The sequence below is a fragment of the Aquibaculum arenosum genome, from assembly GCF_029222965.1.
GTDB lineage: Bacteria > Pseudomonadota > Alphaproteobacteria > Kiloniellales > DSM-21159 > Aquibaculum > Aquibaculum arenosum.
Genome location: NZ_JARHUD010000011.1, coordinates 1 through 14,493, shown reverse-complemented (window position 1 = coordinate 14,493; position 14,493 = coordinate 1). Strand labels below are relative to the sequence as shown.

Below are 14,493 nucleotides of genomic sequence, written 5' to 3'. Positions count from 1 at the left end.
GCAAGAGCCGGCTTGTTCTTCGGCCGTCAAAGGGAGGCAGAAACAACAAACCCCCGGGCGCGCGGCACGGGGGTTTGCATGATCTTCATCAGGAGAGGGGCGAGATCAGCTCTCGTCCTCGTCCTCCTCGCGATCGGCAGTGGGGCCGCTGTCCTGGCCCTTGGCGTCGGGATTGCGGTCGACCAATTCGATCACCGCCATCGGCGCCATGTCGCCATGGCGGAACCCGGCCTTGAGCACCCGCGTATAGCCGCCGGGGCGGGACTGATAGCGCTCGGCCAGCTCACCAAAGAGCTTCTGAACCATAACATTGTCGCGGAGCACGGCCGCGGCCTGCCGGCGCGCGTGCAGATCGCCGCGCTTGCCCAACGTCACCAGGCGGTCGGCAATGCGGCGCAGTTCCTTCGCCTTCGGCAGGGTGGTGACGATCTGCTCATGCTTGATCAGCGCGTGGGCCATGTTGGCGAACATCGCTTTGCGGTGCTGGCTCGTCCGATTCAGCTTCCGCATGGCCATTCCGTGACGCATTGCATCCTCCTTGGTGTCTGGGTCTCGCGCGCGAGACCGATCTGTCTGCCCGGCGCCCTACAAGCTGCGGTACGTCGGGGTGGGTCGGCATGACCCATAGAATGGCCGGCGCCCAGTACAGGCACCGGCCAAAACGCGAGAGATCAGAAGGGCTCTTCCAGCCGCTTGGACAGCTCTTCGATGTTGTCCGGCGGCCAGTTTGGAATCTCCATCCCGAGGTGCAGGCCCATATTGGCCAACACCTCCTTGATCTCATTCAGCGACTTGCGGCCGAAGTTCGGGGTGCGCAGCATCTCGCCCTCCGACTTCTGCACCAGATCGCCGATGTAGACGATGTTGTCGTTCTTCAGGCAGTTGGCCGAGCGCACGGAGAGCTCGAGCTCGTCCACCTTGCGCAGCAGGTTCCGGTTAAACGGCGGCTCGGCCTCCTCGGACGGCAGCTCGCGGCCCTGCGGCTCCTCGAAGTTGATGAAGAGCTGCAACTGGTCCTGCAGGATGCGCGCGGCCAGAGCCATCGCATCATCCGGCGAAATGGAACCGTTGGTCTCCACCTCCATGGTAAGCTTGTCGTAGTCCGTCACCTGACCGACACGCGTGTTCTCCACCTTGTAGGAGACCCGGCGCACGGGCGAGAAGATGGAGTCCACCGGGATCAAGCCGATGGGCGCGTCCTCGGCGCGGTTTTGCGCACCCGAGACATAGCCCTTGCCGTGCGCCACGGTCATTTCCATGTCAAGGCGCGCGCCGTCGTCCAGGGTGCAGATGACCAGGTCGGGGTTCATGACCTCGATGTCGGCACCGCTTTCGATCTGGCCGGCGGTCACTTCGCCCGGGCCTTCGGCGCGCAGGCGCACCCGCTTCGGCCCCTCGGCGTGCATGCGCAGCGCCAAACCCTTCACGTTGAGCACGATGTCGGTCACGTCCTCGCGCACGCCCGGCACGGAGGAAAATTCGTGCAGAACACCATCGATCTGGATGGCGGTAACGGCCGCCCCCTGCAAGGAGGAGAGCAGCACGCGGCGCAGCGCGTTGCCCAGCGTAAGGCCGAAGCCACGCTCCAGCGGTTCGGCGACGAGCTTGGCCAGGCGCCGGGGATCGGTGCCGGGCCGGCTATCCAGCTTGTTCGGCTTGATCAGGTCGGTCCAATTTTTATGCAACACGGTTTGCCTCGCGAATTCGAGCTGGTTTCGTGAAAGCGAAAGGACGGCCCCGCATCAACTGCATCGGACCGCCTTTCCTTCTACGGCACGTCTTCCTATCCCGGGCTGCCGGCGCCGCTCGACGCGTCGGACCCTATCCGTTGGAAGACGGCGATGATGACCTTAAACGCGCCGGCGCTTGCGCGGCCGGCAACCGTTGTGCGGGATCGGCGTCACATCACGAATGGCGGTGATGTGGAAGCCAACCGCCTGCAGAGCGCGCAGGGCCGATTCGCGGCCGGAGCCCGGGCCCTTCACGTTCACCTCAAGGGTGCGCATACCGTGTTCCTGCGCCTTCTTGCCGGCATTCTCAGCCGCCATCTGCGCAGCATAGGGGGTCGACTTGCGCGACCCCTTGAAACCCTGAGCACCCGCAGTGGACCAGGCAATGGCATTGCCCTGCACGTCGGTGATGGTGATCACGGTGTTGTTGAAGGTCGCGGCAACATGCGCGATGCCGGACGTAATGTTCTTTTTCTCGCGGCGGCGAAGCCGACCCGCTTGTGCCTTGGCCATGGCTCTGGGAACCCCTTACTTCGTAGCCTTCTTCTTACCGGCAATCGGCTTGGCCGGGCCCTTGCGGGTCCGCGCATTGGTATGGGTGCGCTGACCGCGCACCGGCAGACCCTTGCGGTGCCGCAGACCACGATAACAGCCCAAATCCATGAGCCGCTTAATGTTCATGGCCACCTCGCGGCGCAGATCGCCTTCCACGACGAAGTCCTTGTCGATGGCTTCGCGAACGCGCGCCACCTCGTCGTCAGTCAGCTCATGCACCCGGCGGTCGTCGGGGATCCCGACGCGCCCGCAGATATCTTTGGCCTTGGTATGGCCGATCCCGTGGATGTAGGTCAGCGCGATGGAAACGCGCTTACCCGTCGGGATATTGACGCCAGCGATACGTGCCACGCCGTGGTCTCCTTAAGACAAAAACCGAATAACCGAATTCAAACTCAGACAGCCCGAAACGCCCGGACCGCCTCCCGCGCCAGGACGCGCGGATTATAGGGAGCGATGCTTCGCGGTCAAGCCTCGATCACGCCCCCGCACCTCATATTCCCGAGCCTGCCGTGCTGCGCGCCTCGGCGAGCAGCGTCTCAATGGCCTGGGCGACTTCTTCGATGGAACGCATGCCGTCGACCGTCTTCAGCGCCCCCTTGTCCCGATAGTAGGGCAGGATCGGCGCCGTCTGCTGACGATAGACCTCGAGGCGCTTGCGCAACGTCTCCACGTTGTCGTCGGAGCGCGTGCCGTTGCCGCCCGCTTCCGCAATACGGCTTTCGATACGCCCGACCAGCGCCTCTTCGTCCACCTTGATCTCGATGACGGCATCCAGCCGCAGGCCCTTGCACTCAAGCAGCGCATCAAGCGCCTCGGCCTGAGCCACGGTGCGCGGGAAGCCGTCCAGAATAAAACCCTTGGCGCAGTCCGGCTGCTCGATGCGCTCCGAGATCATGTCGATCATCAGCGCATCGGGCATCAGCGCGCCGCGATCCATGATGTCCTTGGCCTGCTGGCCCAGTTCGCTGCCCGAGGCGACCGCTGCGCGCAGCATGTCGCCGGTTGAGAGCTGCTTGACCCCATGAACCTCTTCCAGACGCGCCGCCTGGGTGCCTTTGCCCGCCCCCGGCGGGCCCAGCAGGATGATATTCACCGGCGCCTCCCCTTCAGCTTCGCCTTCTTGATCAGCCCCTCATACTGGTGCGCCAGGAGATGGGCATGGATCTGGGCCACCGTGTCCATGGTCACGTTGACGACGATCAGCAAACTCGTGCCGCCAAAATAGAAGGGCACCGAATACTGCGAGATCAGGATCTCAGGGATCAGGCAGACAACCGCCAGATAGATCGCGCCAACGGTAACGAGCCGCGTCGTGACATGGTCGATGTAGTCGGCGGTGTTCTTCCCCGGCCGGATACCCGGGATGAAGCCGCCGTGCTTCTTGAGATTATCCGCCGTATCGGCCGGATTGAAGACGATGGCCGTGTAGAAGAAGGCGAAGAACACGATCAACGCCACGTAGAGCACCATGTAGATGGGCTGGCCGTGCGACAGGTTGCTCGTGATCCAGATCAGCCAATCGGGCCCCTCATTGGCGCTAAAACCGGCAACGGTCAGCGGCATGAGCAGCAAAGAGGAAGCAAAGATCGGCGGGATAACACCCGCGGGGTTGAGCTTCAGGGGCAGATGCGAGGATTCGCCCTGCATCATGCGATTGCCCTGCTGACGCTTGGGATACTGCACGATCAGGCGGCGCTGTGCCCGCTCCATGAAGACGATAAAGGCGATCACGCCAACAGCCATCGCCAGCAAGAAGAGGATGAACAGCGTCGAAAGCGCGCCCGTGCGTCCCAGTTCCAGCGTCGAGGCCAGCGCCATGGGCAGGTTGGCGACGATGCCAGCGAAGATGATCAGCGAGATGCCGTTGCCGACACCGCGGGCCGTGATCTGTTCGCCCAGCCACAGCAGGAACATGGTGCCGCCGGTCAACGTAATGACCGTGGTGATCCGGAACAACATGCCCGGATCGATGACCGCCGAGCCGCCGGGGCCCTGCATCGCCTCCAGGCCAACCGCCATGCCGTAAGACTGGAAGGCCGCCAGCACCACCGTGAAGTAGCGGGTGTACTGATTGATCCTCTTCCGGCCGCTTTCGCCTTCCTTTTTCAGCTGGCTGAGCGTCGGCGAGACCGCCGTCATCAGCTGCATGATGATGGAGGCGGAGATGTAGGGCATGATCGAAAGAGCGAAGATCGTCATGCGCCCCAGCGCGCCGCCGGCGAACATGTCGAACACGCCCAGCACACCGCCGGAATGCTGCTCGAAGATCTGATCCAGAATCATCGGATCGACCCCCGGCACCGGGATGTAGCTGCCCAGCCGGTAGATGATGAGCGCACCCAGTGTGAACCAGATGCGCTTCTTCAGCTCGGTCGCCTTGGAAAAGGCGCCGAAATTCACGTTTGCGGCGAGCTGTTCGGCGGCGGATGCCATACCTCAGGCCTTCCCGGGAACGTCCCGTTGGTGACGGATCGTCATTCGCTCGCGGCGGCGCTGTCCGCGGCAGCCGGCTTCGGCGCGACCACAGTAACCTTGCCGCCAGCCTTCTCCACGGCCTCGACCGCACCCTTGGTGGCGCCGGCCACGGTGATCTCGACCTTGCTGCTGAGTTCCCCGCCGCCGAGCAAACGAACGCCGTCACGGGTCTGCTTGAACAGACCGGCAGCGCGCATGGTCTCCGCATCGATCGGCTTGCTGGCATTCAGCTTGCCGGATTCGATGGCCGCCTGCAAGCGACGCAGGCTCACCTCAACATAGTCGCGACGGAAAATATTGTTGAAACCCCGCTTCGGCAAACGCCGATGTAGCGGCATCTGGCCACCTTCGAAGCCCTTGATGGCGACGCCGCGCCGGGCCTTCTGGCCCTTGTGGCCCTTGCCCGAGGTCTTGCCCAGGCCGGAACCGATGCCGCGCCCAAGGCGCTTGCGCGCCCGGCGCGCACCGGGGTTGTCGCTCAGCTCATTCAGCTTCATCTCATCACATCCTTTGACCGCGGCGCCGGCAGCGCCGGTCCGGTTCGCCTAAGCGAGCCGGAAAATCACTCCACGACTTTGACCAGGTGCGCGACCTTGTTGATCATCCCGCGCACGGCTGGCGTATCTTCCAGCTCGCGCACGCGGTTGATCTTGCCCAGGCCGAGGCCTTGCAGCGTGGCGCGCTGATCCTGCGTGCGGCCACGCGGGCTGCGCACCTGCTGTACGATGACGGTGGCTTTATCGCTCATCGACCCTTACTCCGTGCCAGCCGCGCCGGCGCTGTCTTCGCGCCGGCCGAGGATGTCGCTGACCTTACGGCCGCGACGCTGTGCCACCATCCGCGGGCTCTGCACGCGGGTGAGCGCATCGAAGGTCGCGCGGATCATGTTGTAGGGGTTCTGCGTGCCCAGCGACTTAGCGACCACGTCCTGCACCCCGAGGCACTCGAAGATGGCGCGCATCGGGCCACCGGCGATGATGCCGGTACCTGCCGGTGCCGCGCGCAACACGACCTTGCCGGCCCCGAAGTGACCGTCGATGTCATGATGCAGCGTGCGACCTTCGCGCAGGGGCACACGACGCATGCCGCGCTTGGCCGACTCCGTGGCCTTGCGGATCGCCTCAGGCACCTCGCGGGCCTTGCCGTGGCCGAAGCCGACCCGGCCCCGCTGATCGCCGACGACGACCAGAGCGGCAAAGCCGAACCGGCGGCCACCCTTGACCACCTTGGCCACGCGGTTGATGCCGACCAGCTTGTCGACGATTTCCGAATCCTCGCGATCACGCGGGGACCGGTCTTCTCTCTGCGGACGTGCCATGCTTCGCTGTCCCTATACGCTCAGAACGACAGGCCGGCTTCGCGCGCCGCTTCGGCGAGAGCCTTGACCCGACCGTGGTAAATGTAGCCGCCGCGGTCGAACACCACCTCGGCAACGCCCGCCTGCTTCGCACGCTCGGCAATGAGCTTGCCCACCTCGGCAGCGGCCGCGGTGTCCGCGCCGGACTTCAACTTGCCCTTCAGATCCGGATCGATCGTCGAAGCTGCCACCAGCGTGGCACCCTTGGCGTCGTCGATCACCTGGGCGTAGATGTGCTTGCTCGAACGGAAAACCGACAGTCGCGGCCGACCATTCGACTTGCGGCGGAGATCGCTGCGCACCCGAATGGCGCGATTCCGCAGCTTTTGCCGGGCGGTGAGCATTACTTCTTCTTGCCTTCCTTGCGGATGATCTGCTCGTCCGAATAGCGGACGCCCTTGCCCTTGTAGGGTTCCGGAGCACGCATGCCGCGCACCTCGGCCGCGAACTGGCCGACGAGCTGCTTGTCCGCGCCGGAGATCGAAATGGCGCTCTGCCGCTCGCAGACCACCTTCAGACCCTCGGGGATCGGATAGTTGATATCATGGCTGTAGCCGAGCTGCAGGTTCAGGGTCGAGCCCTGTACCGCCGCGCGGTAACCAACGCCGGTGATCTCCAGGTCACGCTTGAAGCCCTCGGACACACCGCGCACCATGTTCTGGATGCGCGCACGTGCCGTGCCCCACATGGCCCGGGCCCGCTTGCCCTCGTTGGCCGGCGTAACCGTCACCTTGCCGTCTTCCATAGCGATCTGCACGTCTTCGGTCGCCCGGTACTGCAGTTCGCCCAGCTTGCCCTTGGCCGTCACCAGCACGCCGTCGATCTTGACGTCGACGCCGTCGGGAACGGCCACCGGGTTCTTGCCCACTCGCGACATAACCGAAAACTCCCTCAGAACACGCGGCAGAGAACTTCACCGCCTACGTTGGCCGCGCGCGCCTCATGGTCCGCCATCACCCCGCGCGGGGTCGACAGGATCATGATGCCGAGGCCGTTGTAGAAGCGCGGCAGCTCCTTGATCTTCGAATAAACCCGGCGACCGGGACGGGAGACCCGCGCGATCTCACGGATAACGGGGGTGCCGTCGTGATACTTGAGCTCGACCACAAGCTGGTCGAAACCTTTCGCATCCTTCTCCGTGCGATAGTCGCGAATGTAACCTTCCCGCTTAAGAACCTCCAGCACATTGAAGCGCAGCTTGGAGGCCGGGGCGGTGATCTGGGTCTTGCCCGCCTGCTGACCGTTGCGGATCCGGGTCAGCATATCCCCGAGGGGATCGCTCATCGACATGCCGTCGTACTCCTTACCAGCTCGCTTTGGTCATGCCGGGGATCTGCCCATGGGAAGCGAGTTCCCTCAGGGCGATGCGCGACAAGCGCAGCTTGCGATAGTAGCCGCGGGGACGCCCCGTCAGCTCACAGCGATTGCGCAGGCGGTTCTTGGCCGAATTTCGCGGCAGCGCGGCCAGCTGGAGGTACGCCTGAAAGCGCTCCTCCGGCGGCAGCGTCCGGTCGGTCGCCTGGGCCTTCAACGCGGCACGCTTGGCGGCATAACGCTTCACCAGCCGTGCGCGATTCTTGTTTGTCTCGACAGAGCTCTTCTTAGCCATCGTTCAATCCTCGCGCCCGTCAGTTCCGGAAGGGCATGTCGAACTGCTTCAACAACGTGAACGCTTCCGCGTCCGTCTTCGCCGTCGTGCAGATGATGATGTCCATGCCCCGGACCTCGTCGATCCGGTCATAGTCGATTTCGGGGAAAACCAGCTGCTCCTTCAGGCCCATGGCATAGTTGCCATGCCCGTCGAAGGACTTGGGGTTCAGCCCCCGGAAGTCGCGCACCCGCGGCAGCGCAATGGTCACCAGGCGGTCGAGGAACTCGTACATCCGCTCGCCGCGCAGCGTCACCTTGCAGCCAATGGCCATGCCCTGGCGCAGCTTGAAGCCGGCGATCGACCGCTTGGCGCGGGTTACCACCGGACGCTGACCCGTGATGAGTCCCAGCTCCTCGACAGCGGTGTTGAGCTTCTTGCTGTCGGCGACCGCCTGACCCACGCCCATGTTGATGACAATCTTGTCCAGGCGCGGAATCTGCATCGCGTTCTTGTAGCCGAACGCCTCGGTCATGCTCGGCTTCACCGCGCTTTCGTAGCGCTCCTTGAAGCGGGCTGTCATGTTCATTGCCTCGCCCATTATCTGTCGATCACTTCGCCGGAGCGACGGGCCACGCGCAGCTTGCGCTCACCGTCAATCTTGACACCGATGCGGGTCGGAGCACCGTCGCGCGGATCGGCCATCGCCACGTTGGAAACGTGGATCGGGGCTTCGATCTGCATGATGCCGCCCTGGTTGCTCGCCGTGGGACGCTGGTGCTTTGTCACCATGTTTACGCCCTGCACCACGACGCGATCTTCTTTCGGAATCGCCCGCAACACTTCGCCGCTTCGGCCCTTGTCTTTTCCGGTCAGGACGACCACCCGGTCGCCTTTGCGGATCTTCATCTGCTTCGCCATTACAACACCTCAGGCGCCAAGGAGATGATCTTCATGAACTTCTTGGCGCGCAATTCGCGGGTAACCGGGCCGAAAATACGGGTTCCGACCGGCTCACCCTGCTTGTTGATCAACACCGCGGCGTTTCGGTCGAAACGAATCACCGTTCCGTCGTCGCGGCGGATATCCTTGGCGGTGCGTACGATCACGGCCCGCAGCACATCGCCCTTTTTAACGCGTCCGCGCGGAATGGCTTCCTTGACGGACACGACAATCACATCGCCGATCCCGGCCGTGCGCCGGTTGCTGCCGCCCAGTACTTTAATGCACTGGACACGGCGCGCGCCGGAGTTATCGGCCACATCGAGATTGGTTTGCATCTGGATCATGGCGCGCGCTCCTTAAGCCTGCGTCGAAGCGGCAGCACCGTTTTCCTCAACCAGCGTCCAGCGCTTGGTCTTGGAAATCGGGCGACACTCCACGATCCGCACCACGTCGCCTTCGCGGCAGCGATTCTGCTCATCGTGGACATGGTACTTCTTCGACAAGCGGATAAACTTCTTGTACAGCGGGTGCATCACCCGCCGCTCCACGAGAACGGTGGCCGACTTGTCGCCTTTGTTCGACACGACGACACCCTGCAGCATGCGACGCGGCATGGAACCTTACTCCTACTGGGCGCTCTGCGCGGTCTTATCGCGCAGAACTGTCTTGATACGCGCGATGTCGCGGCGCACCTGGCGCACACGCGCAGTATTCTCGAGCTGGCCGCTGGCCTGCTGGAAGCGCAAATTGAACGATTCCCGCCGCAGCTTGAGCAGCTCGTCCTTCAACTGGTCGGACGTCTTCGCCCGCAAATCGACGACCTTCATGGCGTCAGCCCTCCTCGCCGATACGGGTGACGAAGCGCGTCTGCACCGGCAGCTTCGCTGCGGCCAGAATGAAGGCCTGCTCAGCCATCTCGCGGCTCACGCCATCGAGTTCGAACATGATGCGACCGGGCTTGACCCGCGCGGCCCACCATTCCGGGGAACCCTTGCCGGAGCCCATGCGCACTTCCTGCGGCTTCTGAGAGACCGGCACGTCCGGGAAGATGCGGATCCACAGCTTGCCAACGCGGCGCATGTGGCGGGTGATTGCCCGGCGCGCGGCCTCAATCTGGCGGGCCGAAACCCGACCCGGAGTCGTGGCCTTCAGACCATAGGCACCGAAGTTGAGCTCGGTGCCCCCCTTGGCCATGCCCTTGATCCGGCCCTTGTGCTGCTTGCGGTACTTGGTCCGCTTCGGAGACAACATCGTTCCCGTTCCCTAACCTGATAGACCGACCGTTCGGCCCTTACTGGCGCCCGCCGCCGGAGCTTCCCGGCTGCGCTTCCGCCATACGCTTGTCCTGTGCCATGGGATCGTGGGCCATGACTTCGCCCTTGAAGATCCACACCTTCACACCGCAGGTGCCGTAGGTCGTGTGACCCGTGGCCTCGCCGTAGTCGATGTCAGCGCGCAGGGTGTGCAAAGGCACGCGGCCTTCGCGGTACCACTCGAGCCGCGCGATCTCGGCGCCGCCGAGACGGCCGCTGCAGTTGATCCGGATGCCCTGGGCACCCAGGCGCATCGCATTCTGCACGGCGCGCTTCATGGCGCGGCGGAAGGCGACACGGCGCTCGAGCTGCTGGGCGATGTTATCGGCCACCAGCTGGGCGTCGACCTCGGGCTTGCGGATTTCGACGATGTTGAGGCTCACGTCCCCGCCGGTCATCCGGGCGAGGTCCTGGCGCAGGCGCTCAATATCGGCGCCCTTCTTGCCAATAACAACCCCCGGCCGTGCAGTGTGAATGGTCACGCGCGCCCGCTTGGCCGGCCGCTCGATCACGACCCGCGACACGCCTGCCTGCTTTAGCCGCTTGGAGAGGAACTCGCGCAGCTTAAGATCGTCGTGCAGCAGCGTCCCATAGTCCTTGTCGGCGAACCACCGCGAGTCCCAGGTACGGTTGATGCCGAGGCGCAGGCCGATCGGATTGACTTTGTGACCCATGTTAAACGGTCTCCTCGCGCTCGCGAACCACCAGGCGCAGACGGCTCCAAGGCTTGATGATCTTGCCGACACGACCGCGGGCGCGGGGCCGGAAGCGCTTCATCGTCAGCGCCTTGCCCACCGTCGCCTCGGCGACATAGAGCCGGTCGACGTCGAGCTGATGATTGTTCTCAGCATTCGCGATCGCGGACTGCAGGACCTTCCTGACGTCCTGTGCGATGCGACGCTTGGAGAAGGTCAGCTCCGCCAGCGCCTTGTCCGCCGCCTTGCCGCGGATCATGGCCGCCACAAGGTTCAGCTTCTGCGGGCTGGTGCGCAGCATGCTGGCCGAGGCCATCGCCTCGTTGTCCGCCAAGCTCCGCTCTCTCTTAGGCTTGCCCATCGCTTATCTCCGCTTCGCCTTCTTGTCGGCCGTGTGGCCGTAGAAGGTCCGAGTCGGCGCAAACTCACCGAACTTGTGACCCACCATGTGCTCGGTCACCAGGACCGGCAGGAACTTCTGACCATTGTAGACGCCAAACGTCAGGCCGACGAACTGCGGCATGATGGTCGAGCGCCGCGACCAGGTCCTGATAATCTCGTTTCGTCCCGAGCCCCGTACCGCTTCCGCCTTCTTCAGCAGAAAGCCGTCGACGAAGGGGCCCTTCCAGACAGAACGCGCCATCTTCGCGGCTCCTTACTTCTTCGCGTGCCGACGCCGCACGATGAGCGCGTCGGTCTTCTTGTTTTGGCGGGTCTTGCGGCCCTTGGTCGGCTGGCCCCAGGGGGTCACCGGATGGCGACCGCCGGAGGTGCGACCTTCACCACCGCCATGCGGGTGATCGATCGGGTTCATGGCCACGCCACGCACCGAGGGGCGCTTGCCCAGCCAGCGCTGACGACCGGCCTTACCGAGCTTGACGTTGGTCTGATCCGGGTTGGAGACCGCACCGATGGTCGCCATGCACTCCTGGCGCACCATGCGCACCTCGCCCGAAGCCAGACGCAACAGGGCATAACCCTGGTCGCGGCCAACGAGCTGGACGTAGGCCCCGGCGGCGCGAGCAATCTGCCCACCCTTGGCCGGCTTCAGCTCAACGTTGTGCACGATCGTGCCCACCGGAACCGACTTCAGCGGCATCGCATTGCCCGGCTTCACGTCGACCTTCTCGCTGGCGATGACCTTGTCGCCAACGCCCAGGCGCTGAGGAGCCAGAATGTAGGCCTGCTCGCCGTCTTCGTAGCGCAGCAGCGCAATGAAGGCGGTGCGGTTGGGATCGTATTCCAGTCGCTCAACCGTCGCCGGAACGTCCCACTTGCGCCGCTTGAAGTCGACGATGCGGTAGGTCCGCTTGTGACCGCCACCAATCCGCCGGGCGGTGATCCGCCCATGATTGTTGCGGCCGCCGGACTTGGTCAGGCCTTCGGTCAGCTTCTTGACCGGCTTGCCCTTCCACAGTGCCGAACGGTCTACCTGCACCAGCTGGCGCTGGCCCGGCGTCACCGGATTATAGGTCTTCAACGCCATCGCTTCAGATCCCCGTCGTCACGTCGATGGAGTGACCCTCTTCCAGCGTCACCATCGCTTTCTTGATGTCCGCGCGGCGGCCCGGACGGCCGCGGAAGCGCTTCGTCTTGCCCTTGGCGATCAGCGTGTTGACCGCCTTGACCTTTACCGAGAAAACGCCTTCGACCGCAGCCTTGATCTCGGGCTTGGTCGCATCGAGCGGCACCTGGAAGGCAACCTGGTTGTGCTCGCCCATCAAGGTGGTCTTCTCGGTGATGATCGGACGCCGGATCATCTCCAGCTTGCGCTCCTCAGAGAGGCGCACCTCGATCTTCTTGCGGGACCGTGCTCTGCTCATTTGAGTCGCGCCTCCAGCGCTTCGACGGCGTTGCGGGTCAGCACGAGCTGGTCGCGACGCAGGATGTCGTAAACGTTGGCACCCTGCTGCGGCAGCACATCGATGCCAGACAGGTTGCGCACGGCACGCTGGAACAACTCGTCCATTTCCGGCCCGTCGATGATCAGCGCATTGCCCCAACCCAGCGCCTGCAGCCGCTTGGCCAACTCACCGGTCTTGTGGCTGTCGACCTTGGCCGCATCCAGCACCGCCAGCTTGCCGTCGGCCGCCTTGGCCGAGAGCGCGGTCTTCAGACCGAGCTGCCGGAACTTCTTGGTCAGGTCGTGGCTGTGATCACGCGGCGTGGGCCCATGCACGGTGCCACCGCTGCGCATGATGTTGGTCTTCAGGTTACCCCGACGCGCCCGACCGGTGCCCTTCTGGCGATAGGCCTTCTTGGAGGTACCCGTCACCTCGCCGCGGGACTTGGTCTTGTGGGTCCCGGCGCGGCGCTTCGCCAGCTGCCAGTTGACCACGCGGGCCAGGATGTCCCGCCGCACGGCAACACCGAAGACCTCGTCGGCCAGTTCGATCTCACCGCTTTCGGCGTTGTCGAGCGTTGTGACCTTGAGCTTCATGGTCACTGCTCCTTCTCGTTATCGGCCGGCGCCGCTTCGGCGGCCTCCGCCTGACCGGCGGCCTGCATCAACGCGGCCGGGAAGGGAAGATCCTCCGGCAGCTTCGCCTTGACCGCATCGCGCACCAGCACCCAGCCGCCCTCGGCACCCGGCACCGCGCCGCGCACCATGATCAGGCCACGCGCCTCGTCGGTCGAAACCACTTCCAGGTTCTGGGTGGTCACGCGACGATCGCCCATGTGGCCGGCCATCTTCTTGCCCTTGAAGACCTTGCCGGGATCCTGGTTGTTACCGGTTGAGCCGTGGGCGCGGTGAGAGACCGACACGCCATGGCTGGCCCGCAAGCCACCGAAACCCCAGCGCTTCATGGCGCCGGCGAAGCCCTTACCGACGGACGATGCCGTCACGTCAACCTTCTGACCGGCCACGAAGTGGGCGACAGACAGCTCGCTGCCCACGTCCAGCGTCGCATCCGGGGAGACCCGGAACTCGGCGAGCTTCTTCTTCGGCGCCACCTTCGCCTTGGCAAAGCGCTCTCGCTCCGGCTTGGAGACACGATTCGGCTTCGCCGCGCCGACGCCAAGCTGCAGCGCCGTGTAGCCGTCTTTTTCCGCAGTGCGCACCGCGACAACCTGGCAGGCGTCCACTTTGAGAACGGTGACCGGCACGTGGGTCCCATCCTCCTTGAACACCCGGGTCATCCCGAGTTTCTGCGCAATCAAGCCCGTGCGCATTGGGGTCATCCCTTCAACTTAATCTCGACGTCCACACCGGAGGCCAGATCGAGCTTCATCAAAGCATCGACGGTCTGCGGAGTGGGGTCGACAATGTCCAGGAGCCGCTTGTGCGTCCGCATTTCGAACTGCTCGCGGCTCTTCTTGTCGATGTGTGGCGAGCGCAGCACAGTGAAACGCTCAATGCGGGTGGGCAGCGGAATCGGTCCGCGCACCTGGGCGCCCGTTCGCCTCGCCGTGTTCACGATCTCGCCGGTGGACTGGTCCAGAACCCGGTGATCGAACGCCTTCAGGCGGATGCGAATGTTTTGATGATCCATTGTTCAGCGCTCGCTTGGGAACCCGACGGTCCAGCAGCAAAATGCCGCCGGACCGTACGAGACTGGTCCCTGGTTACTCGGTGATGGAGGCGACGACGCCGGCACCGACGGTGCGGCCACCTTCGCGGATGGCGAAGCGCAGCCCCTCGTCCATGGCGATCGGGGCGATCAGCTCCACGTCCATCGAGACGTTATCCCCCGGCATCACCATCTCAGTGCCTTCCGGCAGGCTGATCACGCCCGTCACGTCCGTCGTCCGGAAATAGAACTGCGGACGATAGTTCGTGAAGAACGGCGTGTGGCGACCGCCCTCGTCCTTGGTCAGGATGTAGGCTTCG

28 protein-coding genes are annotated in these 14,493 nt (G+C 64.1%); all 28 read right to left on the bottom strand.

Features of this window, described 5'->3' with window-relative positions:
- Nucleotides 1–105: 105 nt before the first annotated feature.
- Nucleotides 106–528, bottom strand: coding sequence for a 50S ribosomal protein L17 (gene rplQ / locus P2G67_RS14915; RefSeq protein ID WP_275824054.1), 423 nt, complete (start codon nt 526–528; stop codon nt 106–108).
- Between the two features lie 143 nt (nt 529–671).
- Nucleotides 672–1,688: a DNA-directed RNA polymerase subunit alpha gene (locus P2G67_RS14910; RefSeq protein WP_275824053.1), complete on the bottom strand. Its 1,017-nt coding sequence runs from the start codon at nt 1,686–1,688 to the stop codon at nt 672–674.
- 162 nt (nt 1,689–1,850) lie between these two features.
- Entirely contained in the window at nt 1,851–2,243 is a 393-nt protein-coding gene (gene rpsK, locus P2G67_RS14905) for a 30S ribosomal protein S11 (RefSeq protein ID WP_275824052.1), read from the bottom strand.
- A gap of 15 nt (nt 2,244–2,258) precedes the next feature.
- On the bottom strand, nt 2,259–2,636 hold the full coding sequence (gene rpsM, locus P2G67_RS14900; protein ID WP_275824051.1) for a 30S ribosomal protein S13: 378 nt from the start codon (nt 2,634–2,636) through the stop codon (nt 2,259–2,261).
- 142 nt (nt 2,637–2,778) lie between these two features.
- Entirely contained in the window at nt 2,779–3,381 is a 603-nt protein-coding gene (locus P2G67_RS14895) for an adenylate kinase (protein WP_275824050.1), read from the bottom strand.
- The gene (secY, locus tag P2G67_RS14890; protein ID WP_275824049.1) at nt 3,378–4,721 is read right to left on the bottom strand and encodes a preprotein translocase subunit SecY; all 1,344 of its coding nucleotides are present in this window, start codon (nt 4,719–4,721) and stop codon (nt 3,378–3,380) included. The genes P2G67_RS14895 and secY overlap by 4 nt, the downstream gene beginning before the upstream one ends.
- Nucleotides 4,722–4,762: 41 nt before the next feature.
- On the bottom strand, nt 4,763–5,260 hold the full coding sequence (rplO, locus tag P2G67_RS14885) for a 50S ribosomal protein L15 (RefSeq protein ID WP_275824048.1): 498 nt from the start codon (nt 5,258–5,260) through the stop codon (nt 4,763–4,765).
- A gap of 65 nt (nt 5,261–5,325) precedes the next feature.
- The gene (gene rpmD, locus P2G67_RS14880) at nt 5,326–5,511 is read right to left on the bottom strand and encodes a 50S ribosomal protein L30 (RefSeq protein WP_275824046.1); all 186 of its coding nucleotides are present in this window, start codon (nt 5,509–5,511) and stop codon (nt 5,326–5,328) included.
- 6 nt (nt 5,512–5,517) lie between these two features.
- Nucleotides 5,518–6,081: a 30S ribosomal protein S5 gene (gene rpsE / locus P2G67_RS14875; RefSeq protein WP_275824045.1), complete on the bottom strand. Its 564-nt coding sequence runs from the start codon at nt 6,079–6,081 to the stop codon at nt 5,518–5,520.
- Between the two features lie 20 nt (nt 6,082–6,101).
- Nucleotides 6,102–6,464 (bottom strand): 50S ribosomal protein L18, encoded by a 363-nt coding sequence (gene rplR / locus P2G67_RS14870; protein ID WP_275824044.1) that lies wholly within the window; start codon nt 6,462–6,464, stop codon nt 6,102–6,104.
- The gene (gene rplF / locus P2G67_RS14865; protein WP_275824043.1) at nt 6,464–6,997 is read right to left on the bottom strand and encodes a 50S ribosomal protein L6; all 534 of its coding nucleotides are present in this window, start codon (nt 6,995–6,997) and stop codon (nt 6,464–6,466) included. The genes rplR and rplF overlap by 1 nt, the downstream gene beginning before the upstream one ends.
- A gap of 14 nt (nt 6,998–7,011) precedes the next feature.
- On the bottom strand, nt 7,012–7,410 hold the full coding sequence (gene rpsH, locus P2G67_RS14860; protein WP_275824042.1) for a 30S ribosomal protein S8: 399 nt from the start codon (nt 7,408–7,410) through the stop codon (nt 7,012–7,014).
- A 13-nt stretch (nt 7,411–7,423) separates the two neighbouring features.
- Complete coding sequence (gene rpsN / locus P2G67_RS14855) at nt 7,424–7,729, bottom strand: 30S ribosomal protein S14 (protein WP_275824041.1); 306 nt, start codon at nt 7,727–7,729, stop codon at nt 7,424–7,426.
- Nucleotides 7,730–7,748: 19 nt separating this feature from the next.
- Nucleotides 7,749–8,291, bottom strand: a complete 543-nt coding sequence (rplE, locus tag P2G67_RS14850) for a 50S ribosomal protein L5 (RefSeq protein WP_322099723.1) — start codon at nt 8,289–8,291, stop codon at nt 7,749–7,751.
- A gap of 17 nt (nt 8,292–8,308) precedes the next feature.
- Nucleotides 8,309–8,629 carry a 50S ribosomal protein L24 gene (rplX, locus tag P2G67_RS14845; protein WP_275824039.1) on the bottom strand — a complete coding sequence of 107 codons (321 nt, stop codon included), beginning with the start codon at nt 8,627–8,629 and terminating at the stop codon, nt 8,309–8,311.
- Nucleotides 8,629–8,997 carry a 50S ribosomal protein L14 gene (gene rplN / locus P2G67_RS14840; protein WP_275824038.1) on the bottom strand — a complete coding sequence of 123 codons (369 nt, stop codon included), beginning with the start codon at nt 8,995–8,997 and terminating at the stop codon, nt 8,629–8,631. The genes rplX and rplN overlap by 1 nt, the downstream gene beginning before the upstream one ends.
- A 12-nt stretch (nt 8,998–9,009) precedes the next feature.
- Entirely contained in the window at nt 9,010–9,267 is a 258-nt protein-coding gene (rpsQ, locus tag P2G67_RS14835; protein ID WP_275824037.1) for a 30S ribosomal protein S17, read from the bottom strand.
- Between the two features lie 12 nt (nt 9,268–9,279).
- Nucleotides 9,280–9,480 carry a 50S ribosomal protein L29 gene (rpmC, locus tag P2G67_RS14830; protein WP_275824036.1) on the bottom strand — a complete coding sequence of 67 codons (201 nt, stop codon included), beginning with the start codon at nt 9,478–9,480 and terminating at the stop codon, nt 9,280–9,282.
- A 4-nt stretch (nt 9,481–9,484) separates the two neighbouring features.
- A complete protein-coding gene (gene rplP, locus P2G67_RS14825; RefSeq protein WP_275824035.1) occupies nt 9,485–9,904 on the bottom strand; it encodes a 50S ribosomal protein L16 in 420 nt (139 codons plus the stop codon).
- Nucleotides 9,905–9,944: 40 nt separating this feature from the next.
- Entirely contained in the window at nt 9,945–10,640 is a 696-nt protein-coding gene (gene rpsC / locus P2G67_RS14820) for a 30S ribosomal protein S3 (protein ID WP_275824034.1), read from the bottom strand.
- Nucleotide 10,641: 1 nt separating this feature from the next.
- Entirely contained in the window at nt 10,642–11,022 is a 381-nt protein-coding gene (rplV, locus tag P2G67_RS14815) for a 50S ribosomal protein L22 (RefSeq protein WP_275824033.1), read from the bottom strand.
- A gap of 3 nt (nt 11,023–11,025) precedes the next feature.
- Nucleotides 11,026–11,304 (bottom strand): 30S ribosomal protein S19, encoded by a 279-nt coding sequence (gene rpsS / locus P2G67_RS14810; protein WP_275824032.1) that lies wholly within the window; start codon nt 11,302–11,304, stop codon nt 11,026–11,028.
- 12 nt (nt 11,305–11,316) lie between these two features.
- Complete coding sequence (gene rplB, locus P2G67_RS14805) at nt 11,317–12,147, bottom strand: 50S ribosomal protein L2 (protein ID WP_275824031.1); 831 nt, start codon at nt 12,145–12,147, stop codon at nt 11,317–11,319.
- 4 nt (nt 12,148–12,151) lie between these two features.
- Nucleotides 12,152–12,484 carry a 50S ribosomal protein L23 gene (locus tag P2G67_RS14800; RefSeq protein WP_275824030.1) on the bottom strand — a complete coding sequence of 111 codons (333 nt, stop codon included), beginning with the start codon at nt 12,482–12,484 and terminating at the stop codon, nt 12,152–12,154.
- The gene (gene rplD / locus P2G67_RS14795) at nt 12,481–13,101 is read right to left on the bottom strand and encodes a 50S ribosomal protein L4 (protein ID WP_275824029.1); all 621 of its coding nucleotides are present in this window, start codon (nt 13,099–13,101) and stop codon (nt 12,481–12,483) included. Before rplD ends, P2G67_RS14800 begins: the two co-directional genes overlap by 4 nt.
- Before the next feature lie 2 nt (nt 13,102–13,103).
- The gene (gene rplC / locus P2G67_RS14790) at nt 13,104–13,835 is read right to left on the bottom strand and encodes a 50S ribosomal protein L3 (protein ID WP_275824028.1); all 732 of its coding nucleotides are present in this window, start codon (nt 13,833–13,835) and stop codon (nt 13,104–13,106) included.
- 5 nt (nt 13,836–13,840) lie between these two features.
- A complete protein-coding gene (rpsJ, locus tag P2G67_RS14785; protein ID WP_275824027.1) occupies nt 13,841–14,155 on the bottom strand; it encodes a 30S ribosomal protein S10 in 315 nt (104 codons plus the stop codon).
- Between the two features lie 73 nt (nt 14,156–14,228).
- A partial coding sequence (locus P2G67_RS14780) for an EF-Tu C-terminal domain-related protein (protein WP_496196324.1) occupies nt 14,229–14,493 on the bottom strand: 265 nt, incomplete at its 5' end.

Excerpts from the sequence above, each read along its gene's own strand:
- rpmC (WP_275824036.1), bottom strand. The coding sequence starts at position 9,480 with ATGAAGGTCGTCGATTTGCGGGCGAAGACGTCCGACCAGTTGAAGGAC.
- rplO (WP_275824048.1), bottom strand. The coding sequence starts at position 5,260 with ATGAAGCTGAATGAGCTGAGCGACAACCCCGGTGCGCGCCGGGCGCGC.
- rpmD (WP_275824046.1), bottom strand. The coding sequence starts at position 5,511 with ATGAGCGATAAAGCCACCGTCATCGTACAGCAGGTGCGCAGCCCGCGT.
- rplX (WP_275824039.1), bottom strand. The coding sequence starts at position 8,629 with ATGGCGAAGCAGATGAAGATCCGCAAAGGCGACCGGGTGGTCGTCCTG.
- rpsE (WP_275824045.1), bottom strand. The coding sequence starts at position 6,081 with ATGGCACGTCCGCAGAGAGAAGACCGGTCCCCGCGTGATCGCGAGGAT.
- rplC (WP_275824028.1), bottom strand. The coding sequence starts at position 13,835 with ATGCGCACGGGCTTGATTGCGCAGAAACTCGGGATGACCCGGGTGTTC.
- rplD (WP_275824029.1), bottom strand. The coding sequence starts at position 13,101 with ATGAAGCTCAAGGTCACAACGCTCGACAACGCCGAAAGCGGTGAGATC.
- rpsK (WP_275824052.1), bottom strand. The coding sequence starts at position 2,243 with ATGGCCAAGGCACAAGCGGGTCGGCTTCGCCGCCGCGAGAAAAAGAAC.
- secY (WP_275824049.1), bottom strand. The coding sequence starts at position 4,721 with ATGGCATCCGCCGCCGAACAGCTCGCCGCAAACGTGAATTTCGGCGCC.
- rplF (WP_275824043.1), bottom strand. The coding sequence starts at position 6,997 with ATGTCGCGAGTGGGCAAGAACCCGGTGGCCGTTCCCGACGGCGTCGAC.
- rplQ (WP_275824054.1), bottom strand. The coding sequence starts at position 528 with ATGCGTCACGGAATGGCCATGCGGAAGCTGAATCGGACGAGCCAGCAC.
- rpsJ (WP_275824027.1), bottom strand. The coding sequence starts at position 14,155 with ATGGATCATCAAAACATTCGCATCCGCCTGAAGGCGTTCGATCACCGG.
- rplV (WP_275824033.1), bottom strand. The coding sequence starts at position 11,022 with ATGGGCAAGCCTAAGAGAGAGCGGAGCTTGGCGGACAACGAGGCGATG.
- P2G67_RS14800 (WP_275824030.1), bottom strand. The coding sequence starts at position 12,484 with ATGAGCAGAGCACGGTCCCGCAAGAAGATCGAGGTGCGCCTCTCTGAG.
- rplB (WP_275824031.1), bottom strand. The coding sequence starts at position 12,147 with ATGGCGTTGAAGACCTATAATCCGGTGACGCCGGGCCAGCGCCAGCTG.
- rpsQ (WP_275824037.1), bottom strand. The coding sequence starts at position 9,267 with ATGCCGCGTCGCATGCTGCAGGGTGTCGTCGTGTCGAACAAAGGCGAC.
- rplE (WP_322099723.1), bottom strand. The coding sequence starts at position 8,291 with ATGACAGCCCGCTTCAAGGAGCGCTACGAAAGCGCGGTGAAGCCGAGC.
- rplR (WP_275824044.1), bottom strand. The coding sequence starts at position 6,464 with ATGCTCACCGCCCGGCAAAAGCTGCGGAATCGCGCCATTCGGGTGCGC.
- rplP (WP_275824035.1), bottom strand. The coding sequence starts at position 9,904 with ATGTTGTCTCCGAAGCGGACCAAGTACCGCAAGCAGCACAAGGGCCGG.
- rpsN (WP_275824041.1), bottom strand. The coding sequence starts at position 7,729 with ATGGCTAAGAAGAGCTCTGTCGAGACAAACAAGAATCGCGCACGGCTG.
- rpsC (WP_275824034.1), bottom strand. The coding sequence starts at position 10,640 with ATGGGTCACAAAGTCAATCCGATCGGCCTGCGCCTCGGCATCAACCGT.
- rplN (WP_275824038.1), bottom strand. The coding sequence starts at position 8,997 with ATGATCCAGATGCAAACCAATCTCGATGTGGCCGATAACTCCGGCGCG.
- rpsS (WP_275824032.1), bottom strand. The coding sequence starts at position 11,304 with ATGGCGCGTTCTGTCTGGAAGGGCCCCTTCGTCGACGGCTTTCTGCTG.
- rpsH (WP_275824042.1), bottom strand. The coding sequence starts at position 7,410 with ATGTCGATGAGCGATCCCCTCGGGGATATGCTGACCCGGATCCGCAAC.